The following is a 24,391-nucleotide window of genomic DNA, read 5'->3' on the forward strand; positions in this document are numbered from 1 at the left end:
CGAAGGAGTTTGCAAAAGTCTTCGAAGACTTTTGCCCCTCTCACGCATCGCCGTCTTTGAAGTCGAGGCCCATCTCGGAATAGCGCTCCGGTTCGTCCAGCCAGTTCGGCCGCACCTTCACCTGCAGGAAGAGGTGCACCGTGCGACCCAGGAACTCGCTGATGTCAGCCCGCGCTGCCTGGCCCACGCCCTTGATCGTCTCGCCCTTGTTGCCCAGCACGATCCCCTTGTGGCCGTCGCGGGCGACATAGACGATCTGGTCGATCCGCGTGGTCCCGTCGGGCTTGTCTTCCCACTTCTCGGTCTCGACGGTCAGCTGATACGGCAGCTCTTCATGCAGCCGCAGGGTCAGCTTCTCACGGGTCATCTCGGCCGCGATCATCCGCATCGGCAGATCGGCGATCTGGTCCTCGGGGTAGAACCAATGGCCTTCCGGCACTTCGGCCGCCAGCCACTCCCGCAGATCGGCGACGCCGTAACCCTTCTCGGCGCTGATCATGAAGGTTCTGGCAAAGGGAAAGGCCGCGTTGGCCTCCTCGGCCAGAGCCAGCAGCGTTTCCGCCTTCACCCGGTCCAGCTTGTTGATCGCCAGCGCGATGGGCTGGCCCTTCGGCATCTCGTCCTTCAGCCGTTCGATGATCGCCTTGGCGCCCTCGGTCAGCCCGCGCTGCGCTTCGATCAGAAGGACGATGATATCCGCATCCGACGCCCCACCCCAGGCCGCCTTGACCATGCTGCGGTCCAGGCGCCGCCGGGGCCGGAAGATGCCGGGCGTATCGACGAACACGATCTGACTTTGCCCCTCCATGCAGACGCCCCGGATCCGGGTCCGCGTCGTCTGCACTTTGTGCGTGACGATGGACACCTTCGCCCCCACCATCCGGTTCAGGAGGGTGGACTTGCCCGCATTGGGCTCTCCGATCAGGGCGACGAAGCCCGCGCGCGTGGTCATGTCGTTCAGCTATCCTTGATGTAAGCTTGCCCCATACTGGAAAGCGGACGGAAATGCCAGTTGGCAAACCTTGATCTCGAAACCCCCGCGATCGACTGGCCCAATTTCTCCCGCGGCAAGTATGCCGGTCTGGAAGTCGCCGGGGTCCGCAAGAAGCTCTGGCGGTGCGAGGCGCGGCAGAAGGGGCTGATGCCGCCATCCCTGCCGGACTAGTCGCGGGTCGCCTCCACCCGGTCCAGCAGCAGTCGCGCCGCGGCCTGTTCCGCCACCCGTTTCGACCCTGCCGAAGCCTCGGCCGCCTGTCCGGTCGCCAATGTCACCCGCACCGTGAAGACCGGAGCATGGTCGGGGCCGCTGCGCCCGGCCTCCTCGTAGCTGGGCGGCACCATGCCACGGGCTTGCGCCCATTCCTGCAGACTGGTCTTGGCATCCCGCGCGTCGGGTTCCACCGCCGCGATCCGGCTGCCCCAAAGACGCAGCACCAGGGCCCGCGCCGCCTCAAAGCCCGCGTCCTGGTAGACCGCTGCGATCACCGCTTCCATCGCGTCGCCCAGCAAGGCCTCCTTGCGGCGGCCGCCGGTCAGCATCTCGGACCGCCCCAGCTTCAGCACGTCCCCCAACCCGACCTCGCGGGCCACATCGGCGCAGGTTTCCTTGCGCACCAGCGCGTTGAAGCGCGGCGCAAGCTGTCCCTCCCGCGCATCGGTGTCGGCCGAAAGCAACGCCTCGGCCATCACCAGCCCCAGCACCCGGTCGCCCAGAAACTCCAGCCGCTGGTTGTCGGGCCGCGTCGCGGTGCCGATCGAGGCATGCGTCACCGCCCGCACCAGAAGATCAGGCTTGCGGAACGCATGTCCCAGGCGGCCCTGAAAGGCCAGCAGGTCCGCCGCCAACCTCACGGGTTCGCTCTCACTCGATCGCCTTGAAGAAGCGGTCGGCCCGCCAGGTCCAGAAGAAGAACAGGCTCCGGCCCGCCGACGAGAACATGATCCGATCCGCCCGGCCGATCAGGAACTCGGCCGGCAGGAAACCGACGCCACCCAGGGCCTGCGGAAAGCGGCTGTCGGTGGAGTTGTCGCGGTTGTCGCCCATCACGAAGTAGTGGCCTTCGGGCACGGTGAAGACATCCGTGTCGTCGCCGGGACCCGAAGCATCGATGTTCAGGACGTTGTGCTGCCGGCCCTCGGGCAAGGTCTCGACGAAGCGGGACTTCGTGCAAAGCCCGCCGTCGCCCACCGCGCCGTTCTCGCAGCGCGGGCGATTGCGCATCGGGCCCTGCGCTTCCATCACTTCCTCGAACACGCCTGCCGCCTCTTGCGGAGCCGCCGCGCCGTTGATGTACAGCACGCCACCTTGCATCTGCAGCTTGTCGCCCGGCAGCCCGATCAGCCGCTTGATGTAGTCCGCCCCCGCCGTCGGATGCCGGAACACCACGACATCACCGCGCGCCGGGTCCGCGCCCAGAACCCGGCCCGAGACCGGGCAAAGGCTGACCGTCGTGAACGGGATTTCGCAGGAATAGCGGGAATAGCCGTAGGCCATCTTGTTGACGAAGAGGAAGTCCCCGATCAGCAGGGTGTCCTTCATCGACTCGGACGGGATCCAGAACGGCTGGAACAGGATCGACCGGAACGCGATTGCGATGACCAGGGCCCAGAAGACCGTCTTGATCGTCTCGACGATGCCGCCATCGCCCTTGTCGCTGCTTTCCATGCCGTCCTGCCTCTTGCCGTTTTGCGCTACATGCGCGCGGGGTTCAGGGGAGTCAAGCTTGGCCCGGCGCCCCCGCGACCAGCGGACGGGCCTCGATCACCACGAATGCCTGCGCCCAGGGGTGGTCGTCGGTCAGCGTGACATGGATCACGGCCTCGTGGCCCGCGGGCGTCATCGCGCGCAGCCTTTCGGCGGCCCAGCCCGTGACATGCATCACCGGCTGGCCCGACCGCAGGTTCGTGACAGCCATGTCCTTCCAGCCGATCCCCATCCGCAATCCGGTGCCGAGCGCCTTCGAACACGCTTCCTTCGCGGCCCAACGCTTGGCGTAAGTCGCGGCGATGGCGCGGGGGCGGCTGTCGGCCTTCTTTTGCTCGATGTCGGTAAATACCCGCTGCTTGAAGCGCTCGCCATGTCGCGCCAGCGTCGCCTCCATCCGCTCGATGTTGCACAGATCGCTGCCGATACCCAGGATCATCGCCTTCCCCTGACTTGCCCGCAGGGATCAGCCTGCCTCGGCAAACTCATGGCAGAGTTGCCCGGCCTCTTCCAGCGCCACCATCAGCTTCAGAAACCCGCAGGTCTGTGCCCCACCGGGTCCCCCGGCAAGACCGCGGACGCTTGGCGGGCCTTACAGACCGCGTGCCAGGTCCATCCGCCGACGCATCTCCTCGATCGAGGCTTCCAGCCCGCGGAAGATCGCCTCGCCGACCAGGAAATGCCCGATGTTCAGCTCGGCCAGCTCCGGGATGGCGGCGATGGCTTCCACGTTGTCATAGGTCAGCCCGTGACCGGCATGGACCTCCAGCCCCAGGCTGGCGGCGAACTCGGCCCCGGCCTGCAGAGAGGCAAGCTCGCGGTCCGCAAGCGCCGCGTGGCCGTCCGCAAGAAGATCAGAGTACAGCCCGGTGTGCAGTTCAACCACCGCCGCGCCGATCCGGGCACTGGCTTCGATCTGGCGGGGATCGTGGCTGATGAACATGCTGACGCGGCAGCCTGCCTCGCGCAGGGGAGTGATGTAGTCGGTCAGACGGTTCTGGTCCGAGGCCACGTCAAGCCCGCCCTCGGTCGTCCGCTCCTCGCGCTTTTCGGGGACCAGACAGATCGCATGCGGCTTGTGGCGCAGCGCAATCGCCTGCATCTCGGCCGTGGCGGCGCATTCAAAGTTCAGGGGCACCGTCAAGGCGGCCATCAGCGCCTCGATGTCGGCGTCGCGGATATGGCGGCGATCCTCGCGCAGGTGCGCGGTGATCCCGTCCGCCCCTGCGGTTTCCGCCAACAGCGCCGCGCGCAGCGGGTCGGGCCAGGCCGAACCGCGGGCATTCCGCACGGTCGCCACGTGGTCGATGTTCACCCCAAGCCGAAGCTTGCCAGTCTGGTGCAGTGCTTGGATCATTCCGGCCTTCCCGCGTTTTCCGACAGTCTAGGGCGTTCCCGGGCTGTCGTCATCGTCTTCGCTGCCTTTTTCGCTGCGACGCTTCAGCTTGGCCGCGGCCTCTGCAAGCTTGGCCCGCATCCTGCCACGCCGCTCGGCCCGGTCCTGCGCCGTTGCCGCGCGGGCTTTCTGGTAGGCCTCGACCAGCGGAATCGTCACGTAATAGGCGATGGTCGACAGGATCAGCGCCGGTCCCAGCGCCCCGATCAGATACGGGATATAGATCTCGTTCCAGAACTGGATCAGCCCGTCCCACTGGGTCTTCTGCGGTCCGAACATCGCCAGGAAGTTGAACCACAGGTCGCGCCCCGCTTCACCAAAGGCGTGACCGATGTACTTGCCGTTCAGCGGCGCCTCGATCCCCATGATCCAGTGACCAAGGGTCATCGCCAGCACCGCGAAAAAGGGAGTCGTCACGGGATTGGTATTGAAGGTCCCCAGCAGCGCCGCCAGCACATTACCCCTCACAAGGCGTGCAGCCCCCCAGGCGGCAAGGAACTGCAGCCCGGGCAAAGGCAGAAAACCGATGAAGAACCCGGCGAATACCCCCCGCGCGACGCGGTGCGGCTGGTCCGGCAGGCGGCGCATCCGGTATACGACATAACGGGTCGCACGCTTGAAGCCCGAGCGCGGATAGACCTGCTCGCGCAACCATGCGCCCCACCCTAACTTATCCCTGCGCCTGAAAACCAACGTCGCCTCTTCTCCGGGCCCCACCCCCGCTGTCCGACCTTATGGCCGGCGTGTCAAATCCCGATGACGCGATATCTGCGCCACATCCGTTTCAGCTTCCAGCGCCGTCATGACCATGTGCAGATGTTCGACATCGCGCAAGTCCACGTCAATGATAAGGCGATAGAAATCCGGCTTTCGGTCGGTGAACCGCAAGTCCGAGATGTTCGCTTTCTGCTCGCCTACCAGGGTGCAGATGCGGCCCAGAACGCCCGCATCATTCGAAATTGTGATGTCCAGGCTGACCGTGAACACCGGCGAGTGCCGTCCGGAGTGCCAGTGCAGGTCGACCCAGCGCGAGGTCTGATCCTCGAACTCTTCCAGCGCCGGGCAGTCGATCGCATGGACCACGACCCCCTGCCCGCGGTAGGTGATCCCCACGATCCGCTCGCCCGGAACCGGTTGGCAGCACCGCGCGCGGCGGAAGTCCTGGTCGGCCATCAGCCCCACTACCGGCCGCTTGCTGTCGACCTCTTCGGCCACCGCCTGCGCCAGCTCGGGATACAGAATCTCGACCACCCGCCGCGCCGGCAGTTCGGCGGACCCGAGCCGCGCCAGAAGGTCGTTTTCGTCCGACAACCCCAGCATCTTGGCCGCCGTCCGCAGCGCCTTGTCCGTGGCCTTCTTGCCGACGTGGTCAAAGGCCGCCCGCGCCAGTTCCTGCCCCAGCTTGACGAACCGCCCCCGGTCCTCCTCACGCAGGGACCGCCGGATCGCCGCCTTCGCGCGGCCCGTCGTCACGATGTCGATCCAGCTGGACTGCGGACGCTGCCCCTCGGCCGTGATGATCTCGATCGACTGGCCGTTCTTCAGCCGCGTCCACAGGGGCACCCGGATGCCGTCGATCTTGGCCGACACGCAACTGTTCCCGATCCGCGTATGGATCGCATAGGCGAAGTCCAGCGGAGTCGCCCCGCGCGGCATCTGGATCACGTCGCCCTTGGGCGTGAAGCAGAACACCTGGTCGGAATACATTTCCAGTTTGACGTGTTCCAGGAACTCGTCCGTGTCGCCTTCGTCCAGCCGTTCGGTCAGCGTCGCGATCCACTTGGCCGGATCGACCGCAAAGGGGTTCTTCGCCCGCACGCCCTCACGGTAAGACCAATGCGCCGCAACCCCGGCCTCGGCCACCTCGTGCATCTCGCGCGTGCGGACCTGGATTTCCACCCGCTTGCCGTCGCGCCCCGAGACCGTAGTGTGGATCGACCGATACCCGTTGTTCTTCGGCTGGCTGATGTAATCCTTGAACCGGCCTGGCACCGCCCGCCAGCGTTGGTGGATCACCCCCAGGATGCGGTAGCAATCCGCGACCGACCCGGCAATCACCCGGAACCCGTAGATGTCGGACAACCGGCTGAACGCCAGGTCCTTTTCCTGCATCTTGCGCCAGATGCTGTAGGGCTTCTTTGCCCGACCAAAAACATCCGCGTCGATCTGCGCCTTTTCCAGCTCGTGCAGGATGTCCGCCGTGATCTTGTGGACCACATCGCCGGATTCCTTCTGCAGCGTCAAAAACCGCCGCAGGATCGAATTCCGCGCTTCGGGGTTCAAGACCTTGAAGGACAGGTCCTCCAGCTCCTCGCGCATCCACTGCATGCCCATCCGCCCGGCCAACGGAGCGAAGATCTCCATCGTCTCGCGCGCCTTCTGGGCCTGCTTTTCCGCAGTCATCGACTTGATCGTCCGCATGTTGTGCAGACGGTCGGCCAGCTTGACCAGGATCACCCGCAGGTCGCGGGACATCGCCATGAACAGCTTGCGGAAGTTCTCGGATTGCTGGCTTTCGGTATTCGACAGCTGCAGGTTCGTCAGCTTCGTCACGCCATCGACCAGCTCGGCCACTTCCTCGCCAAACATCGCGGCCAGATCGGCATAGGTCGACCGGGTGTCCTCGATCGTGTCGTGCAGCAAGGCAGTGACGATCGTCGCGTCGTCCAGTTGCTGCTCGGTCAGGATTGCCGATACGGCGACGGGATGGGTGAAATAGGGCTCGCCGGACTTCCGCATCTGGCCGTCATGCATCTTGAACCCGTAGGCATAGGCCCGGCGGATCAGGTCGGCATTGCAGCGCGGATTGTAGTTGCGGACCAGGGCGATGAGGTCTTCGACGTCAATCATCACCGCCCCTTTGCGGGTCCTGTCCCCGTCAGAACTCGCCCTGGGCTTCCATCAAGGCGCGCAGGAGCTTTTCTTCCGACATGTCGTCGACCATCGGACGATCCATCTCGCCGCCCATCAGCAGCGCCATCTGGTCTTCCTCGGGCTCGTCGACCTCGATCTGGGTCTGATAGCTTTCGATCATCCGCTCGCGCAGGACTTCGGCCTGCTGAGCCTCGTCCGCGATCTCGCGCAGGGCGACGACCGGGTTCTTGTCGTTGTCGCGGTCCACGGTGACGGGCGAGCCCGACTGGATCTCGCGTGCCCGGTGGGCAGCAAGCATCACCAGCTCGAACCGGTTCGGGACCTTGTCAACGCAATCTTCAACCGTCACGCGGGCCATGGGGATACTCCAAATCGGAAGCTTCGCTGGAAGTGGCCTTATTATGCCGGGTGGAAAGTCTTGACAAGCGGCAAATCGGGCAAAATCAAAGTGGTTTGACAGCCGCGCGGTCCGCTTCCGGCAGGGCTGCAAGCATCTCGGCCACGCTTGCACCGGTGCGGGGATGCACCCAGTCCGGGGCGACAGCGGCCAGCGGGACAAGGACGAAGGCCCGGTCCTGCAGCCGCGGGTGCGGCAAGATCAGCTGGTCGGGCGTCGCCCGCACCTGGGCTTCGGCTGGCAGCAGGCGCCAGGAATCCTGGGTCGCGGGATCGGGCATCACCGAATCGCCCAGTGCAAGCAGATCCAGATCCAAAGTGCGCATTCCCCAACGTTTGTTGCGAACTCTGCCAAACTGGTTTTCGACAGCATGGAGGATCGCCAGAAGTGACGTTGCGTCACTCTCTTCATTTCCAGCTAAGACCGCCGCCGCATTCACATAATCCGGGCCGGACCCGGCCGGAAAGCAGGGCGTCGCGTAGAAGGGACTAACCGCCAGAACTGTAAGGCCTTCTTTTGCAATCGCTTGCAAAGCCTGTCGAAGCGTCTCCGCCGGTGACTCGCCCCCAAATGGCAAGTTTGCGCCGAGCGCAACCAAAACGGGTGCTCCTATCCTTTCGTACATGGGTTTTGTCCTTTAGTTCTCTTGTGTGCTGCGGGGTCCGGCTGCTAGTGATTTCCGGTTGGCTGCTGGATTTTCCTGAGTGGACGTCTTTTTGACTGGCTAGGTTTGTTCTGACAGCGACTTTGAGGGGACACAGAATGTTTTACAAAGACGAACGGCTCGCGCTGTTCATCGATGGTTCTAACCTTTACGCCGCGGCCAAGGCACTGGGGTTCGACATCGACTACAAGCTCCTCCGGATGGAGTTCATGCGCCGGGGAAAGTTGCTACGGGCCTTCTACTACACCGCGCTTCTGGAAAACGATGACTATTCTCCGATCCGGCCGCTGGTGGATTGGCTGCATTACAACGGCTTCACGATGCGCACGAAGCCCGCGAAGGAATACACCGACAGCCAGGGACGGCGGAAGGTGAAGGGCAACATGGACATCGAACTTACCGTCGATGCGATGGAGCTTGCCGCGCGGGTCGACCATATCGTGCTGTTTTCCGGCGACGGGGACTTCCGCCCGCTGGTGGAAAGCCTGCAACGTCAGGGCGTCCGCGTCTCGGTCGTCTCGACCATCCGCAGCCAGCCGCCGATGATCGCCGACGAACTGCGCCGCCAGGCCGACAACTTCATCGAGCTGGACGAACTGCGTGAAGTCATCGGCCGTCCGCCGCGTGAGCCGCGCCCCGCCACCGCCGAAGAGGTCGTGGTCGAGGCGAAGTGATCCCTGCAACAGTCGTGACCGGGACACGGGGGTTCCGGTCATGATTGCCCTCGCAGGCCTGTTTCTCGCCGCCTTCCTTGCCGCGACGCCCGTTCCCTTCCAGTCCGAACTGGTCTTCCTGGGGATGCAGGCCGCCGGGTGGGAGACCTTTGCCCTTATCGTCGTCGCCTCCATCGGCAACACGCTGGGGTCCTGCGTGACCTATGCGCTTGGCCGCTGGCTTTCCGAACAGCGCGACCACCGCTGGTTTCCTTTGAAACCCGTCCAGATGGCCCGCGCCGAGCGCTGGTGGGGCCGTTGGGGCCTCTGGTTGCTCCTTCTGTCCTGGGCGCCCTTCGGCGACATGATCGTGGCTCTCTCCGGTGTCCTGCGGGTGCGGTTTGCGGTGTTTCTAACGCTGGTGGCCCTCGCCAAGACCGGCCGCTACATCGTTCTGGGCTGGCTCGGCGCTGCGGCATTGGGGGCGGTCGCTGGTTAATGCCAGCCTAACGCCCGCAGCCAACCCGTTGGAATCTCTGGTCCCGCTACATGCGCCACGCGCGGGACTGGACGGACAACCCGCCAGCCCTTAAGTCTGTGCCAACCGCCCAGCCGGAGCCGCCGATGCCCCCCGATCTGCCCCCGCTCACCCTTTACCTCGCCGCACCCCGCGGCTTCTGTGCCGGGGTGGACCGCGCGATCAAGATCGTCGAGATGGCGATCCAGAAATGGGGCGCCCCCGTCTACGTCCGCCACGAGATCGTCCACAACAAGTTCGTCGTCGACGCCCTGAAGGCCCAGGGTGCCATCTTCGTCGAGGAACTGGACGACTGCCCCACCGACCGGCCCGTCGTCTTTTCCGCCCACGGTGTCCCCAAGGCTGTCCCCGCCGAAGCAAGCCGCCGCCAGATGATCGCCGTCGACGCCACCTGCCCCCTCGTCACCAAGGTCCACAACGAAGCCGCCCGCCACCACGAGGCCGGCACCCAGATGATCTACATCGGCCACGACGGCCACCCCGAGACGGTCGGCACGATGGGCCAGCTTCCGGAAGGCGAGGTCCTCCTCGTCGAAACCGTCGCCGACGTCGCCACCCTGCACGTCCGCGACCCGGCCAAGCTCGCCTTCATCACCCAGACCACTCTTTCGGTCGACGACACCGCCGAGATCGCCGCCGCCCTGAAGGCCCGCTTCCCCCTCATCCACGCCCCGGCCCACGACGACATCTGCTACGCCACCACGAACCGTCAGGCCGCCGTGAAGGCCGTCGCCCCGAAGATCGACGCCCTCCTCGTGATCGGCGCCCCCAACTCCTCGAACTCCAAGCGTCTGGTCGAGGTCGGCTCCGCCGCCGGTTGCCCCTACTCCATGCTGATCCAGCGCGCGACCGACATCGACTGGCGCGCGCTCGCTACCGCCCGGGCCATCGGCCTGACCGCCGGGGCCAGCGCCCCCGAGGTTCTGGTCAACGAAGTCATCGACGCCTTCCGCGCCCGCTATCAGGTCACCGTGGACCTCGTCGAAACGGCCGTCGAGGACATCGAATTCAAGGTCCCCCGCATCCTTCGAGAGCCCGCCTGAATGCTGAAGCCCGTCGCCTTCCTGTTCGCCTTGTCCCTGCCCGTCCATGCGCAGGACGTGCTCGCCGAGTACCAGACCGACTCCGGCAGCCTTCCGCCGGAATACGCCTGGGACACGACCGTTTCGATCCTGACCGACGGGCATCTGACCCTGAAGCACTGCACGGGGTACGAAACCGAAGGCCCCTACTGCAAGACCCGCCGCGCCACGGTAGCCCAAGACGCCTTGGCCGCGATCCGACAGGCGGCGACCGAAAGCGGTCTGGCCGAAAAACCCGCCCGCGAGGCCGAGGAGATCGTCGTCGGCGGTGGGCTGACGGGCGGCGCGGTCTACCTGGATGGCAAGAAGATCGACCTTCTGCCGCACCCTGCCACCGCTGATGTCGAACGGGTGGGCAAGGTCCTTGACGCGATTGCCGCAGCCATTCCGCCCCGCTTCGACCGCTTCATGGACCCGGACTGATCTGGCCTTGTCGGCGCGGGCAGGCTAGATCAGTCGCATGATTGATGACGCCCGCATCCCCCGCCCTGCGCTCCTTCTCGGCCTTGCCGGGCTGATCCCCTTTGTCTGGTCGGCCGCCACGCATCTTTCGCCCGGCCTCTCTGCCTGGGCCGGTCAGTTCATGCAGCCGATGTTCCTTGGCTCTTACGTCGGGCTGACCTACGGCACCGTCATCCTATCCTTCATGTCCGGCGTTCTGTGGGGTTTCGCCACCAAGACCGAAGGCCGCGATGCCGCCCTCGCCTACACCCTGTCGGTCATCCCCGCGCTCTGGGTGTTCTTCATGGTCTCGGACGCTTCGGACACCTCGGCGATCTTCCTGGCCGCGGGCTTCGTCGGTCTCCTCCTCCTTGACGCGATGTTCCAGGCTTGGGGCCTTGCGCCACGCTGGTGGCTGCGGCTGCGGGTGATGCTGACCGTCGTCGTCCTTGGCTGCCTCGCCATCCCCTTGCAGGCCTGACCCCATGCCCGAGCTTTATGCCTATACCGACGGCGCCTGTTCCGGAAACCCCGGTCCCGGCGGCTGGGGCGTGCTGATGGTCGCGCGCGAAAACGGCGTCGTCGTCAAGGAACGCACCCTGCAAGGCGGCGAGCAACTGACCACCAACAACCGGATGGAGCTTCTGGCCGCCATCTCGGCGCTGGAGGCGCTGACGCGCCCGACCGAACTGACCATCGTCACCGACAGCGCCTATGTGAAGAACGGGATCACCGACTGGATCGCCGGGTGGAAGCGCAAGGGCTGGCGGACCGCCGGAGGCTCTCCGGTCAAGAACGTGGAGCTTTGGCAAAGGCTTGAAGCTGCCGCCGCCACGCATAGCGTGACCTGGCGCTGGATCAAGGGCCACGCCGGCCACGCCGAGAACGAACGCGCCGACGAGTTGGCCCGAGCGGGGATGGCCCCGTTCAAGGGCTCGGCATGACGTTGCTGGACGCGCTGGACTATGCCTCGGTGCTGGTCTTCGCGCTGACGGGGGCGCTGGCGGCCAGCCGGTCGCAACTGGATATTGTCGGCTTCATCTTCATCGCCTGCCTGACCGCCGTCGGCGGTGGCACCCTGCGCGACGCCATCCTCAACCGCGAGGTCTTCTGGGTCGCCGATCCCCTCACGTTGGGTGTCGCCACACTGGCCGCCGTGCTGGTCTTCTTCACCGCCCACCTTCTTGAAAGCCGCTACCGCGCGCTTCTCTGGTTTGACGCCGCAGCCCTTGCCATCGCCGTCCCCGCCGGGGTCGCCGTGGCGCTGGCCGAGGCACAGGCGTGGCCGATCGTCCTGGTCATGGGGATGATCACCGGCTGTCTCGGCGGCCTCATGCGCGACGTGGTCTGCAACGAAGTCCCGCTGGTCCTGAAACAGGGCGAGCTTTACGCCACCTGCGCCCTTGCAGGATCGCTGGGCGCGGTCCTGGCCCGGATTGCCGGACTTGGCGATGGCCTGTCGCTGCTGATCTGCGCGGCGCTGGTCTTCACGCTGCGGGCAGGAAGCATCGCGCTTGGCTGGCGTCTTCCGGTCTACCGTTCCCTGCCGCCCAGCCCGGGGGCCCCCAAACGCTAAGGCTTGTCAGGTGAACGAACATTCGTTTACCGTTCCGACATGCCTCGTACCCGCGTTATTCCTGACACCCACGTCTTTGCTGCGATCCAGCGTTTGCTGGACCGGGGTGGCGACAAGGCGGTGTCCTTCGGCAGCGTGTCGGCCACCACCGGTCTGGCTCCGCCGACTCTGGTGCAGCGTTACGGCAGCCGCGACGGCATGGTCCGCGCTGCGCGACTGGCCTTCTGGGACGAAGTGGAGCATCGGACCGCCCTGGCGATTGCGGGTACAGCCGACAAGGGGCCGCAGGGCCTGCTCAAGGCCATCGGGCCGGTGGATGCCGGGGCAGTCGCGGGTGACCTGCGCTTCCCTGATCTTGCCGCCCGCGCCACTGGCTGGCGCGCTGCGGTCGAAACGGCATTGGCCCACCGGTTGGGCAATACGCCCAAGTCCCGCGAAAGTGCCGCGCTTCTCTTCGCCGCATGGCAAGGTCAGGCCCTGTGGTCCGCTGCAGGTGAGCCCGCCTTCCGCCTGAAGGACGCGGTGAAGCGGCTTACTTAGCGTAGGTCTTCCAGGCCCAGATCAGGATCAGGGCGCCCAGAAACGCACCGACGAAGCCCGCGCCGATCCCGGTCAGCATCGTCAGCCCGCGCAGCACCAGACCGCCAATCAGCGCGCCCAGCACGCCCAAGGCGATGGTGGACGGAGTGTCCAGATTCACCTTCAGCAGGCGCGAGGCCAGAAAGCCCACGGCAACCCCGACGACCAGAAGTGCGACAAGCGGCATGGTGTCCCTCCCCATTCCAGTCTGCGGAATATGGGAACCCTTTGCCCCCTGCGCTATAGTGTCTCAGGCAAAATCAGACCGCGCAGGATCTCGGTCGCGGGCATCGGCCGCTTGCCTTCGCGCTGCGCTTCGGTGATCTCGACCGCGCCGTCACCGCAAGCCACGGTGAAGCCGTGCATCACCTGCCCCGGTGCGCCTTGACCCTCTGCCAGACGCGAGCGGAGCAGCTTCACCCGTTCGCCGTTGACCTGGGTCCAGGCCCCCGGAAACGGCGAGAGGCCCCGGATCAGCCGGTCCACTTCGACCGCCGGGCGGGTCCAGTCCACCCGCGCCTCGGCCTTGTCGATCTTGGCGGCATAGGTCACGCCCTCGGTGGGTTGCGGGACAGCGGGCAGCGGCAGGCGCTGCAACGCCTCGATGATCAGCCGCGCCCCCAAGATGCAAAGGCGGTCATGCAAGTCCGCGGTCGTCTCTTCGGCCCCGATCGTCACCGTCTCGCGCAACAGGACCGGCCCGGTGTCCAGCCCCGCCTCCATCTGCATGATGCAGACCCCGGTTTCGTGGTCGCCGGCCATGATCGCCAGGTGAATGGGCGCCGCACCCCGCCAACGCGGCAGAAGCGAGGCGTGGATGTTCAGACAGCCCAGCCGCGGGGCATCCAGCACGGCTTGCGGCAGGATCAAACCGTAAGCGACCACGACGGCCACGTCAGCCCCCAGTGCAGCAAACTCGGCCACCGCTTCGGCATTGCGCAAGGAAACCGGGTGCCGCACCGGCAGCCCCAAAGCCTCGGCCCGCGCCTGAACCGGGCTGGGCCGGTCCGCCTTGCCCCGCCCTGCCGGGCGCGGCGGCTGGCAGTAGACCGCCACGATCTCATGGTGCAGGTGCAGGGCGTCGAGGACGGGGACCGAGAACTCCGGTGTTCCCATGAAAACGATTTTCATCTTTGACGCCCCAGCTTCTGAGCGCGGGCGATCAGCATCTTCCGCTTCAGGGGCGACAGGTGGTCAAAGTACATCCTGCCCGCAAGGTGGTCGATCTGGTGCTGCACCGACGTGGCCCACAGCCCGACGAAATCCCGCTCCTCGACCGCTCCCTCGGCATTGAGGAATCGCACGGTCACCGCCCGCGGCCGCTGAATGACCGCAGACACCCCCAGCAGGTTGGGTGAGGCTTCCTCATGTTCTCGAAGCTGGACGCTGGCATGCAGCACCTCGGGGTTGGCCATCCGCACGGCCTGCCCCCGACTTTCAGAGCAATCCACGACCGCCAGGCGCAAGGCCACGCCGATCTGGACAGCCGCCAGACCGTAGCCCGGCATCGCGTCCATCGTGTCGATCATGTCGGACCATAGCGCGCGCACCTCATTGGTGATCGCAGCCACATCCGCCGCCGGCGTCCGCAACACTGCCGCAGGCCAAGGCAAGCAACGCCGGACTCTGGTCACGCCCGCGCCCGTTCCCGCTTCAGCTTTTCCATCTTCCGCGTGATCATCTGGCGCTTCAGCGGTCCCAGGTAATCGATGAAAAGCTTGCCATCCAGATGGTCGATTTCGTGCTGCACGCAGGTCGCCCACAGACCCGCAAACTGCCGTTCCTGCGGCTGTCCATCCAGGCCCAGCCAGCGGACCTGCACCTCGGCCGGGCGCTTCACGTCGGCATACTGCTCGGGGATCGACAGGCAGCCTTCCTCGTAGACCGACAGGTCCTCCGAGGACCACAGGATCTCGGGGTTGACCAGCGCGATCGGCTCCGGGTCGCCCTCCTTGATGCAATCCATCACGATGACCCGTTTCGTGACCCCGATCTGCGGCGCGGCCAGCCCGATGCCGGGGGCATCGTACATCGTCTCCAGCATGTCGGCGGCCAGTTGCCGGACCTCTGGCGTGATTTCAGCCACAGGGTCGCAGACCTTCTTGAGGCGCGGGTCAGGATGGATCAGGATAGGGCGGATCATGAAAGCGATCTACGAAAGCGGGCCCAAGATGGCAAGAGGAACGCGGTTCAGGCCCCCGCAGAAACGCAGCGGGCGTTTTGTTCTGTATTTACCGTCCTTATTGGACGTTAGTTCCAAGATATTGGGTGAATTTGGGATGACATCCCGTCGATGATGGAATAATCGGATGAACATCCCAACCAACAGGCCGACAGACATGACCTTTGACACTCCCATCTCCCGCACCGGGTCCCATTGCGTCAAGTGGGACATGCTGGAACCGCTTTACGGCATGAAGCCCGACGAGGGCCTCGCCATGTGGGTCGCGGACATGGAGTTCAAGCCGCCGCAGGTGGTGCAGGACGCGTTGCAGAAGATGCTAGACCACGGGGTCTACGGCTATTTCGGAGATGACCGGGCGTATCTGGACGCGATCCGCTGGTGGATGGCGACCCGCCACGGCTGGGAGGTTCAGGCAGACTGGATCTTCACCACCCACGGCCTGGTCAACGGCACGGCGCTCTGCATCCACAGCTACACCCAGCCCGGCGATGCGGTCATCCTGATGACCCCGGTCTACCACGCCTTCGCGCGCGTGATCAAAGCGGCGGGGCGCGACGTCATCGAATGTCCGTTGACCCTGCAGGACGGCCTGGCGCAGGTCGATACGGCGGCTTGGGAAAAGCATCTGACCGGCCGCGAGAAGATGCTGATCCTGTGTTCTCCGCACAACCCCGGCGGCCGGGTCTGGACGGTGGACGAGCTTCGCCAGATCGCCGATTTCTGCGTCAAGCACGACCTGATCCTGGTGTCGGACGAAATCCACCATGACCTCGTCTTCCCCGGCCAGAAGCACACCGTGATGGCGCTTGCCGCCCCGCAGATCGCCGACCGGCTGGTGATGATGACCGCCACGACGAAGACCTTCAACATCGCCGGCGCGCATATCGGCAACGTCATCATTGCCGACCCCGCTTTGCGCAAGGCCTTCGGGGGCACGATCAATTCGATGGGAATAGCGCCCAACTCCTTCGGGATGCACATGGCGACCGCCGCCTATTCGCCCGACGGTGCGGCCTGGGTCGATGCGCTGATGCGCTACCTGGACGGCAACCGGAAGCTTTTCGATGCGGGTATCGCGAAGATCCCCGGCCTGAAGTCCACACCGCTGGAGGCCACCTACCTGGCCTGGGTCGACTTCTCCGGCACGGGCATGGCCCCGCAGGAGTTCATCGAACGGGTCGAGAAGCAGGCCAAGATCGCCACCAACCACGGATCAGCCTTCGGCACCGGGGGCGAGACGTTCCTGCGCTTCAACCTTGCCTGCCCGCGCGTTCAGGTGGTCGAGGCAGTCGCCCGGCTGGAAAGGGCCTTCGCCGACCTGCAATGATCCGGTTCCTTCGGCTCTTTCTGTATCTTTGCATCCTGGTTGGGCTGGGCTTCATCGCGGCGTCGCTTTACAGCCCGATGCGGCCGCTGCCGCCCCCGCCTCCACTGACCGGTCAGGTCGACCTTGTCGTGATCGAAAGGGCCGCCCGGCGGATGCAGCTGTTCCAGGATGGCGAACCCGTCCGCACCTATCAGATCGCTCTCGGCTTCACGCCCGAGGGCGACAAGACCCGACAGGGCGACGGCAAGACCCCCGAAGGCGAATTCACCATTGACCGCCGAAACTCTGAAAGCGCCTTTCATCTTTCGGTGGGCCTGGATTATCCCAGGACCGAAGACATCCGCCAGGCGGCGGCAGGCGGCTATTCGCCCGGAGGAGACATCTTCATCCACGGCCAGCCGAATGCGCTTCCCGAAGGGCTGAAGATAGAGGGCGACTGGACTGCCGGCTGCATCGCCGTCACCAATGCCGAGATGCGGGAAATCTGGGCCGTCACCCCGATCGGCACCAAGGTCGAGATCCAGCCCTAAGGCCTTTCAGGCTTTTGGCAGATACCCGACCGGCGCATTCTCGTCGCGCCAGAAGTCCAGCGGCGCCCGGTCCGACACCGCGGTTGCCCGCTTGAAGTCGCAGACCAGTTCACCATTCTCGATGCTGGAGGCCATGATCAGGCACTGGAACACGTGGCGCGAGCCGTCATAGACATCGACCAACCCGCGCAGTTTTCCGGGCGAGAAATCGGCATCCAGCGCAAAGCCGTCGTGCCAGAAGCGCAGCACCGGAAAGACGGCATTGCCCACTTCGACTCGAAGCCGCGACTTGCGCTTCATTTCTTTCTTGCGAGCAGCTTCAAGCCCCTCGCGCACATATGGCGGCAGAAATTCAAGCATGGCAGCCTCACCTCTCCCCGCTTCTAATTCTGAAGCGGGCGCGAACAAAATCAAGTTGGCACAAGGGTATTACCCCAATGTAAATGCCGCATGTCGGCAAAGACACAGGTTTGCACAACCTGAGGTTGCCCCGCCGAGGCGCGACCCATGCTGCGCAGCGAAAGCGCAGAAAGTTCCGCGGCCGCTTGCGAATCAGCGGGCCGCCGCCGATAGCCAGCGTCATGATCCTGATTGCAGCCCTTCTCCTTGACGCGGCCTTCGGCGAGCCCCGCTGGCTATGGGACCGCCTGCCACATCCGGCAGTCCTGATGGGTCGGCTGGTGGCCTGGTGCGATCAGCGTTTCAACCGCGATGGTGATCTGAAACTGAAGGGTACGCTGGTCGCCGCTGGCCTGCTGCTGACGGGCCTGATCCTGGGCTGGCTGATCCACCTCATCCCCGACCACGGCGCCATAGAGGTCCTCGCGGTCGCCATCCTCGTGGCGCAGAAGTCGCTGGTGGAACACGTCCGCGCCGTGGCCACCGCCCTGCGCCGCTCCATTCCCGAGGGCCGCAAAGCCGTCGCCATGATCGTCGGTCGTGACACGGCCGAGATGACCGGGCCGGACATCAGCCGCGCGGCGATCGAAAGCGCGGCCGAGAACCTGTCTGACGGGGTTGTGGCACCGGTCTTCTGGTATCTGGTCCTGGGTGTGCCCGGCATCCTGGCCTACAAGCTGGTCAACACTGCCGACAGCATGATCGGCCACCTGACGCCCCGCTACAAAGACTTCGGCTGGGCTTCTGCGCGTCTGGATGACGTGCTGAACCTGATCCCCGCCCGCCTGACGGCGCTCTTCATCGCGCTGAGCCATGGGTGGGTCGATCCCGCGCCGATCCTGCGCGACGCGCCCAAGCACCGCAGCCCGAACGCAGGCTGGCCCGAAAGCGCGATGGCCCCAGTCCTGAACGTCGCCCTCTCCGGCCCCCGCAGCTACAACGGGCTTCGCAAGGACTATCCCTGGGTCTGGCCCGAGGGGCGTCGCGATCCGGGTCCCGATGACATCGATGCCGCTGCTGACGCGCTGTGGCGGGTCTGGGCGGTGCTCCTTGCGGTTGCCGTTCTGGCGGCGCTCACCTAACTTCTCCGAAACTTTCGGAGAATTCATGCGCGCCGCCCTTTTTGCCTTGCTGATCGCCACACCCGTCGCTGCGGCACCGTGCGGTGGCGACTTCGCCGGTTTTCTTCAGGCAATGGAAGCCGAGGCCGTCGCCTCCGGCGTTCCAGCCGACAAGGCTGCCGAGTTCTTCGCGAACGCTCGTCAGGACCCGAAGGTTCTGAAGGCCGACCGCAGCCAGGGCGTCTTCCGCAAGACCTTCCTCGACTTCTCGCAGTCGCTGATCTCGAAAGGTCGCCTGTCCACCGCCCGGGCAAAGTCCGAAAGCCTGGATGACATCTTCACCCGGGCCGAAACCGAATACGGCGTCTCGCGCGGGATCCTGCTGGCCTTCTGGGCCTTCGAGACCGACTTCGGCCAGGTGCAGGGCGATTTCAACACCCGCAACGCGCTGCTGACCCTCGCCCATGACTGCCGCCGGCCCGAGTTGTTCCAGCCTCAGGTCTTGGCGGCCGCTCAGCTTCATGCGCTGGATGAATTCGACCTCGACACCACCGGGGCTTGGGCGGGCGAGATCGGCATGGTCCAGATGCTGCCGAAGGACATCCTGGAACGCGGCGTGGACGGCGATGGCGACGGGCTGATCCTCTTGAAGACATCCGAAGCGGACGCCATCCTGTCGGGCGCGCGGATGCTGCAGCACCACAGCTGGCGGCCGGGTGAGCCCTGGCTGGCAGAAGTCACCCTGCCCCAGGATTTCGATTGGTCGTTGACCGGCCTTGATACGGAAAAGCCAACCTCGGACTGGTCCGCTCTTGGGGTCACTCCGCGCAACGGCGCCCTGGCACATGGGCTTCCGGCCTCGATCCTGCTGCCACAGGGCCGCAACGGACCGGCCTTCCTGGCCTATCCGAACTTCCGCGTGCTCTTCGAATGGAACAAGAGCTTCATCTACGTCACCACCGCCGCCTATTTCGGCACGCGCATCGAAGGGGCCGAGCCTTATGCGGCGGGCAACCCCGATCCGGCTCTCGCACCCGAAGAGATGACCGCCCTGCAGGAAAAGCTTGCCACGCTTGGCCATGACGTCGGCAAGGTCGACGGCATCCTTGGCGCGGGCACCCGGACGGCGGTGCAGAAGGAACAGCTTCGCCTCGGCCTTCCCGCTGACGGCTGGCCCACGCGCGATCTGCTGGACGCGCTTTGATGGCGAGCTGGGGCGTCGTCTCGACCGTGAAGGCGACAGAGGAGAAGGTGCTGGCCTTCGTGGCGCATCACCTGGCGCTGGGGGCCGATCAGGTCTGGCTCTACTTCGACGACCCCACCCAACCGATCCCTGCCCCGCTGGTAGACCACCCCCGAGTCAGCGTGACCCCTTGCGACGAGCCGCACTGGACCCGCGTCGGCAAGCCACGCCCGCCGCAACACCAGAACCGCCAGACCCACAACGCCCGTTACACCTACCGCGACAAGGTGACCTCGGACTGGATCGTCCACATCGACGTGGACGAGTTCATCCTGACCCCGCGGCCGGTGGCCACGATCCTGGATGAGACACCGGCCGAAACCATCGCCATGAAGCTTGAACCCTTCGAGGCGATGCACGACCCCCTTCTGCCCGACGACATCTACACCGCGCGCGAATTCCGCGGGGCGCTTCGGCATGAACACTGGCCCCGCCGCCGGGCGGCGTTGGGACCTTACCGCAAGGTGATCCGCGACGGGATGCTGTCCCATACCGTCGGCAAGGTGATCTACCGCACCCGTGTTCCGGGCCTTTTGCCCCGCCTCCATGCTGTGATGGTGAACAAGGAGTTCGTGCAGACCCCCGACTGGCAGCCCGAAATGAAACTTCTGCACTTCCACGCCCAGGACCGCGCCGACTGGCTGGCGCGGCTAACGTTCCGCATGACCAAGGGCGCCTACCAGTTTCGCCCCGAATTGCAGGCCTTCCTGGCCGAATCCCCGCCCGAGGAAATCGACCGCTTCTACCGCCGCACCCAGGTCCTGCCCACCGATCTGCGGGACGAGCTGGCGGCTGTGGGGCGGGTTGTCCTTGCAGACCTCGGCCTGCGTCAGAAGGTCCAGGCCCTGCGCGACGGGCATCCGGGCGCGGGAGGGATGCAGGCGGGCCGCCCCACCTAGGTCACGTTCACCAGCATCAGCGCAGCCCTGCGGAAGGTCGCCATGATCTCCCCCCGCTCCTTCTCTCCCACGGCAGTCTCGATCATCGCGCGGTCCATGACTGCCAGCCAATCCTCTGCGTCCTGGCGGCGGATCTCCACATGCGCGTGGATCTCGCGCAGGTTCATATGGCCGTGCAGCTCGTGATAGTAGCGCCGCCCGCCGAAGAAGCCGCAGAGAAAGTTGAACTGCTCGGGCCGCACATGGGACAGCCCGTGGCCCTTGAGATGCATCTCCATGATCGTGCGGCCCTGCGGCACGGTCTCGATCAGGTCGTAGAAGTGGTTCACCAACAGATGAACCTGCTCTTCGCCCCCGATCCGGTCGATCATCGGCTCCATCGCATCCTCCTCTCCCCGATTTCTTCAAAGAAATCGAACCGGAGCCTTTGAAGGCTCCGAACCGGACTTTTCAAAAAGTCCGGACCCTCAGCTCTGCGGCCGCGTCTTCTTCGGGTCGTAGTGCGAAAGACCCACGATCACCGCCGGCAGCCGTTTCTGCTGACCGTCCAGCTTGCCGATCTCCAGCGCCGTGCCAACCTCCGCGTGCGCCACGTCGACCCGCGCGAGCGCGATGTTCTTGCCCAGGATCGGTGAGCGGACAGAGGAGGTCACCTCCCCCACCTGAGCCCGCCCGACGTGCAGGCAATCGCCGTGACCCACGTCCACGTTGCTGTCGATCTCCAGCCCCACGAACTTCCGTGACGGATGCTCTTTCCGCCGGATCAGTGCGTCGCGGCCCACGAAGTCGTCGGTCTTGGACTTCAGCGGCACGGTGAAGCCGATCCCGGCCTCGAAGGGGTCGGTCTGGTCGCTGAAATCGTAGCCCGCGAAGATCAGCCCCGCCTCGATCCGCACCATGTCCAGCGCGGCCAGGCCCATCGGCCGCAGCCCCAGATCCTCGCCATTGGCCCAGACCGCGTCATAGACCGCCGACCCGTCCTTCGGATGACAGAAGACCTCGAACCCCAGCTCACCGGTATACCCCGTCCGCGACACCACCACCGGCGCCCCCGACGGCCCACCCAACCGGCCCACGGTGAAGCGGAACCAGCCCAGCTCCTCGATCGTCGGCTGGTGCGGCGCAGTCCAGATCATCCGCTTGATGATCTCGCGGCTGTTCGGCCCCTGGACCGCCAGATTGTGCAGCTGGTCGGTCGAGGACCGCACCATAGCTTTCAGCCCCAGCTTTTCCGCCTGCTCGCGGATCCAGACGCCACCATAGTCATCCCCGCCGATCCAGCGGAAGTTGTCGCGGCCCAGCCGGAAGGCGGTGCCGTCGTCGATCATCCCGCCGTGGTCGTAGCACATCGCGGAATAGACAACCTGGCCTTGGCTCAGCTTCTTCATGTCGCGGGTCAGCACCCAGTTCATCAGCGCCTCGGCATCCGGGCCGGTCACCTCGAACTTGCGCAAGGGCGACAGGTCCAGCACCACGGCTGCCTGACGGCAGGCCCAGTATTCCTCCAAGGCACCGTTCGACGAATAGGCCTGCGGCAGCCAGTAGCCTTTGTACTCCACCACGTTCCGGGTCTTCTGGCTGATCCGGTCGTGGAAGGCGGTTTCCTTGGTCATCTTCGGCTCCGAAGCGGGCGTGGGGCGATAGGCGATGGAACGCGAGAAGGTCTCGGCCCCGGAATAGGTGCGAACGTGGATGTCCGACAGGTACCAGCCGTTCGCCGGAGAAGTGTCATCCGGGCAGGCCGAGTTCACGCAGACGATGTCGGTCAGCGCGCGGAACAGGACATAGTCACCGGGCCTCGACCACGGCTCGTCGCTGATCAGAACGCCATGGGCGTCGATGTTGGTGTTGAAGAACAGGTTCACCGCCATCCAGCCGGGCCGAGGATCGATCCCATGCTTCGCCAGCGCGATGTTGAAGTTGTCCGAGCAGTTCACATGCCCCGGATAGCCGATGTCGTCATAGTATTTCGACGCGCAGGCCATCGCGAAAGCGTCGTGCCGACCTACCGTGTCCTGCACCACTTCGACCAGCGGCACCCAGTCCTGATCGTAGTACTTCGAATGCAGGCCGGGCATCGAATAGGCGTGACCCATCAACGTGCGGCTGGTGGTCACGTCCAGGGCGTGCTGGATGCCCTTGTCCAGCTTCCGCGCATCGAAGCACTGGAAGTCGGTGCATTGGCGTCCGTCGACGTCCAGGATCTGGATGTAATCCCCCGCCTTGACGAAATAGCTTTCGGCCGTCGCCGACTTGACCCGCAGGTCCAGGATCGGGTCGGCCAGCGGATCGGGCAGATCGTAGTTCCCGACCAGCCGCGGCGTGGCGCGCTGGACCTGCAGCGTCACCGGCGTCGCCGTATCCTGCGCCTCGGGCGCCATCGGCAGACCGGGGGCCGCCACCACCAGCCACCCTTCGTCCAGCGCCACCAGTTCGGCCCGCATCCCTGCCGGGGTATCAGCCCCAAAGAGCCGCACCGCCCCCGCGGTCGCCAAATCGATCTTCCGCGCCGCAAGCCCTTTGTGCAACCGGCGCAGGCTTTCATCGCCCCCCGCCAGCATGGCCTTCAGACCTTCGGCGGTTGAATTGGCCGCCTGCCCCAGGATCGCCGCGTCGATCCGCCCGTCCTTGGCAGCCGCCACCAGCTCCACCGGCTGACCGCCCTCGTCATTCACCAGCGTCAGCCGATCGCCCACCATCAGTTGCAGCAGGACCGCACCGCCACCGGGGACCACATGCCTCTCCTGCCCGTGATGCCGCGAAAACCCCTGCGGAATCAGGATGCGAGAGGGTCGCGGTGGACCCGGAGGAACCGAAGGATAGATCGTGTCCAGCATGGCATTTCCCCGTAGCGATTCGGCCGTCAGACTCCGCACCAGTTTAATGAGGATAAAACTTGTTCATCCAGAAGAATAGCGGCAGGGTAAGGCTTGCACAAGCACGGGGTAACGGGAAGGCGATAGAATGCTGGCATTAAGCCTTGGTCTGGGCGCTGCGCTGATCTGGGCGGTCCACGATTTTCTGGCCCGCAAGCTTAGCCAGGGTGCAGCGCTGCTGCCAATGGTGGCTGTGGTCTTTGCAGCGGGCTGCGTCGTGCTGCTGCCACTCGCCATCTTCTTCGGGGACTGGGCCGCCATGACGTCCAAGGCCTGGGTAATCGCGGTCGTCTCGGGTGTGGCCTATGCCCTGGCAGGCGGCAGTCTCTACCGGGCCTTCAGCCTGGCGCCGGCCCGGCTGGTGGCGCCTGTGATCGGCGCTTACCCGATGCTTTCCCTGCTGATCGCTGTCGGTCAGGGCCGCCAGGTGCCAGCGGCGGATTGGCTTGCCGTTATCGCAATTGTCGTTGGCATCGGGATCGTCGCCCTTGCCGCGCGGTCCGACGCCCCCGAGGGCTATGCCGCCCCGCCCCGCGTAGCGATTGGCTGGGCGGCATTGGCCGCAGTCGGCTTTGCTGCGACCTTCGCCTTGGGACAAGCGGCAGCGCGGGAGGGCTCGGAGCTTCCGGTGATGCTGATCGGTCGGGTCGTGGCGCTGGCGGTGATCCTGGGGCTGGCGCTCGGGCGCCGGACCCCGGTGCGGCCTCAGGCGGGACAAGGCTGGATCCTGGCCTTGATGGGCACATTCGATGCCGTGGCACTTGGTCTGGTGATAGCCGCCGGGGGCTTGCCGCAGGCGGAATACGCGTCCGTCGCATCCTCGCTTTTCGGAGTGCTGACCGTCCTTCTGGCCGCCTGGTTCCTGCGCGAGGCTGTGCGCCCGGTTCAGTGGCTGGGCATCGCCTGCGTCTTCGGGGGGATTGCCGTGCTGGGGATCATGGGGGCCTGAAAGCAGGGTGGGCTATAC

31 protein-coding genes are annotated in these 24,391 nt (G+C 65.3%); 15 read left to right on the top strand and 16 right to left on the bottom strand.

Annotation, left to right across the window (positions count from 1 at the left end):
• Positions 1 to 40: 40 nt before the first annotated feature.
• The gene (era, locus tag Q0C42_RS20465) at positions 41 to 952 is read right to left on the bottom strand and encodes a GTPase Era (protein ID WP_295080548.1); all 912 of its coding nucleotides are present in this window, start codon (positions 950 to 952) and stop codon (positions 41 to 43) included.
• Between the two features lie 60 nt (positions 953 to 1,012).
• Between era and Q0C42_RS20470 the strand changes: the two genes are divergently transcribed.
• Positions 1,013 to 1,165, top strand: coding sequence for a hypothetical protein (locus tag Q0C42_RS20470; protein WP_295080552.1), 153 nt, complete (start codon positions 1,013 to 1,015; stop codon positions 1,163 to 1,165).
• Here the strand turns inward: Q0C42_RS20470 and rnc are convergent.
• The 8 genes from rnc to folK form a co-directional block, all read right to left on the bottom strand.
• Complete coding sequence (gene rnc, locus Q0C42_RS20475; RefSeq protein ID WP_295080555.1) at positions 1,162 to 1,851, bottom strand: ribonuclease III; 690 nt, start codon at positions 1,849 to 1,851, stop codon at positions 1,162 to 1,164. The genes Q0C42_RS20470 and rnc overlap by 4 nt on opposite strands.
• A gap of 10 nt (positions 1,852 to 1,861) precedes the next feature.
• Positions 1,862 to 2,665 carry a signal peptidase I gene (gene lepB / locus Q0C42_RS20480; RefSeq protein ID WP_295080558.1) on the bottom strand — a complete coding sequence of 268 codons (804 nt, stop codon included), beginning with the start codon at positions 2,663 to 2,665 and terminating at the stop codon, positions 1,862 to 1,864.
• 52 nt (positions 2,666 to 2,717) lie between these two features.
• Entirely contained in the window at positions 2,718 to 3,143 is a 426-nt protein-coding gene (gene acpS, locus Q0C42_RS20485) for a holo-ACP synthase (protein ID WP_295080560.1), read from the bottom strand.
• Positions 3,144 to 3,296: 153 nt separating this feature from the next.
• Positions 3,297 to 4,049 carry a pyridoxine 5'-phosphate synthase gene (locus tag Q0C42_RS20490; protein WP_295080914.1) on the bottom strand — a complete coding sequence of 251 codons (753 nt, stop codon included), beginning with the start codon at positions 4,047 to 4,049 and terminating at the stop codon, positions 3,297 to 3,299.
• Positions 4,050 to 4,088: 39 nt separating this feature from the next.
• Positions 4,089 to 4,751, bottom strand: coding sequence for a DUF2062 domain-containing protein (locus Q0C42_RS20495; protein WP_295080563.1), 663 nt, complete (start codon positions 4,749 to 4,751; stop codon positions 4,089 to 4,091).
• Between the two features lie 81 nt (positions 4,752 to 4,832).
• The gene (locus Q0C42_RS20500) at positions 4,833 to 6,950 is read right to left on the bottom strand and encodes a bifunctional (p)ppGpp synthetase/guanosine-3',5'-bis(diphosphate) 3'-pyrophosphohydrolase (protein ID WP_295080566.1); all 2,118 of its coding nucleotides are present in this window, start codon (positions 6,948 to 6,950) and stop codon (positions 4,833 to 4,835) included.
• A gap of 28 nt (positions 6,951 to 6,978) precedes the next feature.
• Positions 6,979 to 7,332, bottom strand: a complete 354-nt coding sequence (rpoZ, locus tag Q0C42_RS20505) for a DNA-directed RNA polymerase subunit omega (protein WP_295080569.1) — start codon at positions 7,330 to 7,332, stop codon at positions 6,979 to 6,981.
• An 85-nt stretch (positions 7,333 to 7,417) separates the two neighbouring features.
• Positions 7,418 to 7,996 carry a 2-amino-4-hydroxy-6-hydroxymethyldihydropteridine diphosphokinase gene (gene folK / locus Q0C42_RS20510; RefSeq protein ID WP_295080572.1) on the bottom strand — a complete coding sequence of 193 codons (579 nt, stop codon included), beginning with the start codon at positions 7,994 to 7,996 and terminating at the stop codon, positions 7,418 to 7,420.
• 137 nt (positions 7,997 to 8,133) lie between these two features.
• Here folK and Q0C42_RS20515 point away from each other — a divergent pair, with 137 nt between their 5' ends.
• The 8 genes from Q0C42_RS20515 (at position 8,134) to Q0C42_RS20550 (ending at position 12,865) form a co-directional block, all read left to right on the top strand.
• Positions 8,134 to 8,709 carry an NYN domain-containing protein gene (locus Q0C42_RS20515; protein ID WP_295080575.1) on the top strand — a complete coding sequence of 192 codons (576 nt, stop codon included), beginning with the start codon at positions 8,134 to 8,136 and terminating at the stop codon, positions 8,707 to 8,709.
• A 40-nt stretch (positions 8,710 to 8,749) separates the two neighbouring features.
• Positions 8,750 to 9,187, top strand: coding sequence for a VTT domain-containing protein (locus tag Q0C42_RS20520; RefSeq protein ID WP_295080578.1), 438 nt, complete (start codon positions 8,750 to 8,752; stop codon positions 9,185 to 9,187).
• A gap of 125 nt (positions 9,188 to 9,312) precedes the next feature.
• A complete protein-coding gene (gene ispH / locus Q0C42_RS20525; RefSeq protein ID WP_295080581.1) occupies positions 9,313 to 10,269 on the top strand; it encodes a 4-hydroxy-3-methylbut-2-enyl diphosphate reductase in 957 nt (318 codons plus the stop codon).
• Complete coding sequence (locus Q0C42_RS20530) at positions 10,270 to 10,731, top strand: hypothetical protein (protein ID WP_295080584.1); 462 nt, start codon at positions 10,270 to 10,272, stop codon at positions 10,729 to 10,731.
• Between the two features lie 37 nt (positions 10,732 to 10,768).
• The gene (locus Q0C42_RS20535) at positions 10,769 to 11,230 is read left to right on the top strand and encodes a DUF3429 domain-containing protein (RefSeq protein WP_295080587.1); all 462 of its coding nucleotides are present in this window, start codon (positions 10,769 to 10,771) and stop codon (positions 11,228 to 11,230) included.
• A 4-nt stretch (positions 11,231 to 11,234) separates the two neighbouring features.
• Positions 11,235 to 11,693, top strand: coding sequence for a ribonuclease HI (rnhA, locus tag Q0C42_RS20540; protein WP_295080591.1), 459 nt, complete (start codon positions 11,235 to 11,237; stop codon positions 11,691 to 11,693).
• Positions 11,690 to 12,325, top strand: coding sequence for a trimeric intracellular cation channel family protein (locus tag Q0C42_RS20545; RefSeq protein ID WP_295080594.1), 636 nt, complete (start codon positions 11,690 to 11,692; stop codon positions 12,323 to 12,325). The genes rnhA and Q0C42_RS20545 overlap by 4 nt, the downstream gene beginning before the upstream one ends.
• Positions 12,326 to 12,364: 39 nt before the next feature.
• Entirely contained in the window at positions 12,365 to 12,865 is a 501-nt protein-coding gene (locus Q0C42_RS20550; protein ID WP_295080596.1) for a transcriptional regulator, read from the top strand.
• Here Q0C42_RS20550 and Q0C42_RS20555 read toward each other — a convergent pair.
• From Q0C42_RS20555 to def (Q0C42_RS20570), 4 genes are read right to left on the bottom strand one after another with little or no spacing between them, the layout of a single operon-like run.
• The gene (locus tag Q0C42_RS20555; RefSeq protein WP_295080599.1) at positions 12,858 to 13,091 is read right to left on the bottom strand and encodes a GlsB/YeaQ/YmgE family stress response membrane protein; all 234 of its coding nucleotides are present in this window, start codon (positions 13,089 to 13,091) and stop codon (positions 12,858 to 12,860) included. The two genes, Q0C42_RS20550 and Q0C42_RS20555, sit on opposite strands and share 8 nt — an antisense overlap.
• 53 nt (positions 13,092 to 13,144) lie before the next feature.
• Positions 13,145 to 14,035: a methionyl-tRNA formyltransferase gene (gene fmt, locus Q0C42_RS20560; RefSeq protein ID WP_295080602.1), complete on the bottom strand. Its 891-nt coding sequence runs from the start codon at positions 14,033 to 14,035 to the stop codon at positions 13,145 to 13,147.
• Positions 14,032 to 14,538 (bottom strand): peptide deformylase, encoded by a 507-nt coding sequence (def, locus tag Q0C42_RS20565; protein ID WP_295080604.1) that lies wholly within the window; start codon positions 14,536 to 14,538, stop codon positions 14,032 to 14,034. Before def (Q0C42_RS20565) ends, fmt begins: the two co-directional genes overlap by 4 nt.
• On the bottom strand, positions 14,535 to 15,047 hold the full coding sequence (gene def / locus Q0C42_RS20570; protein ID WP_295080607.1) for a peptide deformylase: 513 nt from the start codon (positions 15,045 to 15,047) through the stop codon (positions 14,535 to 14,537). Before def (Q0C42_RS20570) ends, def (Q0C42_RS20565) begins: the two co-directional genes overlap by 4 nt.
• Positions 15,048 to 15,243: 196 nt before the next feature.
• On the opposite strand from def (Q0C42_RS20570), the gene Q0C42_RS20575 reads away from it, so the two are divergent.
• A complete protein-coding gene (locus tag Q0C42_RS20575; protein ID WP_295080610.1) occupies positions 15,244 to 16,416 on the top strand; it encodes a MalY/PatB family protein in 1,173 nt (390 codons plus the stop codon).
• Positions 16,413 to 16,946, top strand: coding sequence for a L,D-transpeptidase family protein (locus Q0C42_RS20580; RefSeq protein WP_295080612.1), 534 nt, complete (start codon positions 16,413 to 16,415; stop codon positions 16,944 to 16,946). Before Q0C42_RS20575 ends, Q0C42_RS20580 begins: the two co-directional genes overlap by 4 nt.
• 6 nt (positions 16,947 to 16,952) lie before the next feature.
• Here the strand turns inward: Q0C42_RS20580 and Q0C42_RS20585 are convergent, their stop codons facing one another.
• Complete coding sequence (locus Q0C42_RS20585; RefSeq protein WP_295080614.1) at positions 16,953 to 17,306, bottom strand: hypothetical protein; 354 nt, start codon at positions 17,304 to 17,306, stop codon at positions 16,953 to 16,955.
• A 221-nt stretch (positions 17,307 to 17,527) separates the two neighbouring features.
• On the opposite strand from Q0C42_RS20585, the gene cbiB reads away from it, so the two are divergent.
• From cbiB to Q0C42_RS20600, 3 genes are read left to right on the top strand one after another with little or no spacing between them, the layout of a single operon-like run.
• Complete coding sequence (gene cbiB / locus Q0C42_RS20590) at positions 17,528 to 18,427, top strand: adenosylcobinamide-phosphate synthase CbiB (protein ID WP_295080617.1); 900 nt, start codon at positions 17,528 to 17,530, stop codon at positions 18,425 to 18,427.
• A gap of 25 nt (positions 18,428 to 18,452) precedes the next feature.
• Entirely contained in the window at positions 18,453 to 19,610 is a 1,158-nt protein-coding gene (locus Q0C42_RS20595; RefSeq protein WP_295080620.1) for a lytic murein transglycosylase, read from the top strand.
• Entirely contained in the window at positions 19,610 to 20,548 is a 939-nt protein-coding gene (locus Q0C42_RS20600) for a glycosyltransferase family 2 protein (RefSeq protein WP_295080622.1), read from the top strand. Before Q0C42_RS20595 ends, Q0C42_RS20600 begins: the two co-directional genes overlap by 1 nt.
• Here Q0C42_RS20600 and Q0C42_RS20605 read toward each other — a convergent pair.
• Both Q0C42_RS20605 and Q0C42_RS20610 read right to left on the bottom strand, forming a co-directional pair.
• Positions 20,545 to 20,928, bottom strand: coding sequence for a group II truncated hemoglobin (locus Q0C42_RS20605; protein WP_295080624.1), 384 nt, complete (start codon positions 20,926 to 20,928; stop codon positions 20,545 to 20,547). The two genes, Q0C42_RS20600 and Q0C42_RS20605, sit on opposite strands and share 4 nt — an antisense overlap.
• An 87-nt stretch (positions 20,929 to 21,015) precedes the next feature.
• Positions 21,016 to 23,385: a DUF1989 domain-containing protein gene (locus Q0C42_RS20610; protein ID WP_295080626.1), complete on the bottom strand. Its 2,370-nt coding sequence runs from the start codon at positions 23,383 to 23,385 to the stop codon at positions 21,016 to 21,018.
• Positions 23,386 to 23,512: 127 nt separating this feature from the next.
• Between Q0C42_RS20610 and Q0C42_RS20615 the strand changes: the two genes are divergently transcribed.
• Positions 23,513 to 24,373, top strand: coding sequence for a DMT family transporter (locus Q0C42_RS20615; RefSeq protein ID WP_295080629.1), 861 nt, complete (start codon positions 23,513 to 23,515; stop codon positions 24,371 to 24,373).
• The last annotated feature ends 18 nt before the right edge of the window (positions 24,374 to 24,391 follow it).

The sequence above is a fragment of the Tabrizicola sp. genome (genome assembly GCF_022842145.1).
Taxonomy (GTDB): Bacteria; Pseudomonadota; Alphaproteobacteria; order Rhodobacterales; family Rhodobacteraceae; genus Tabrizicola.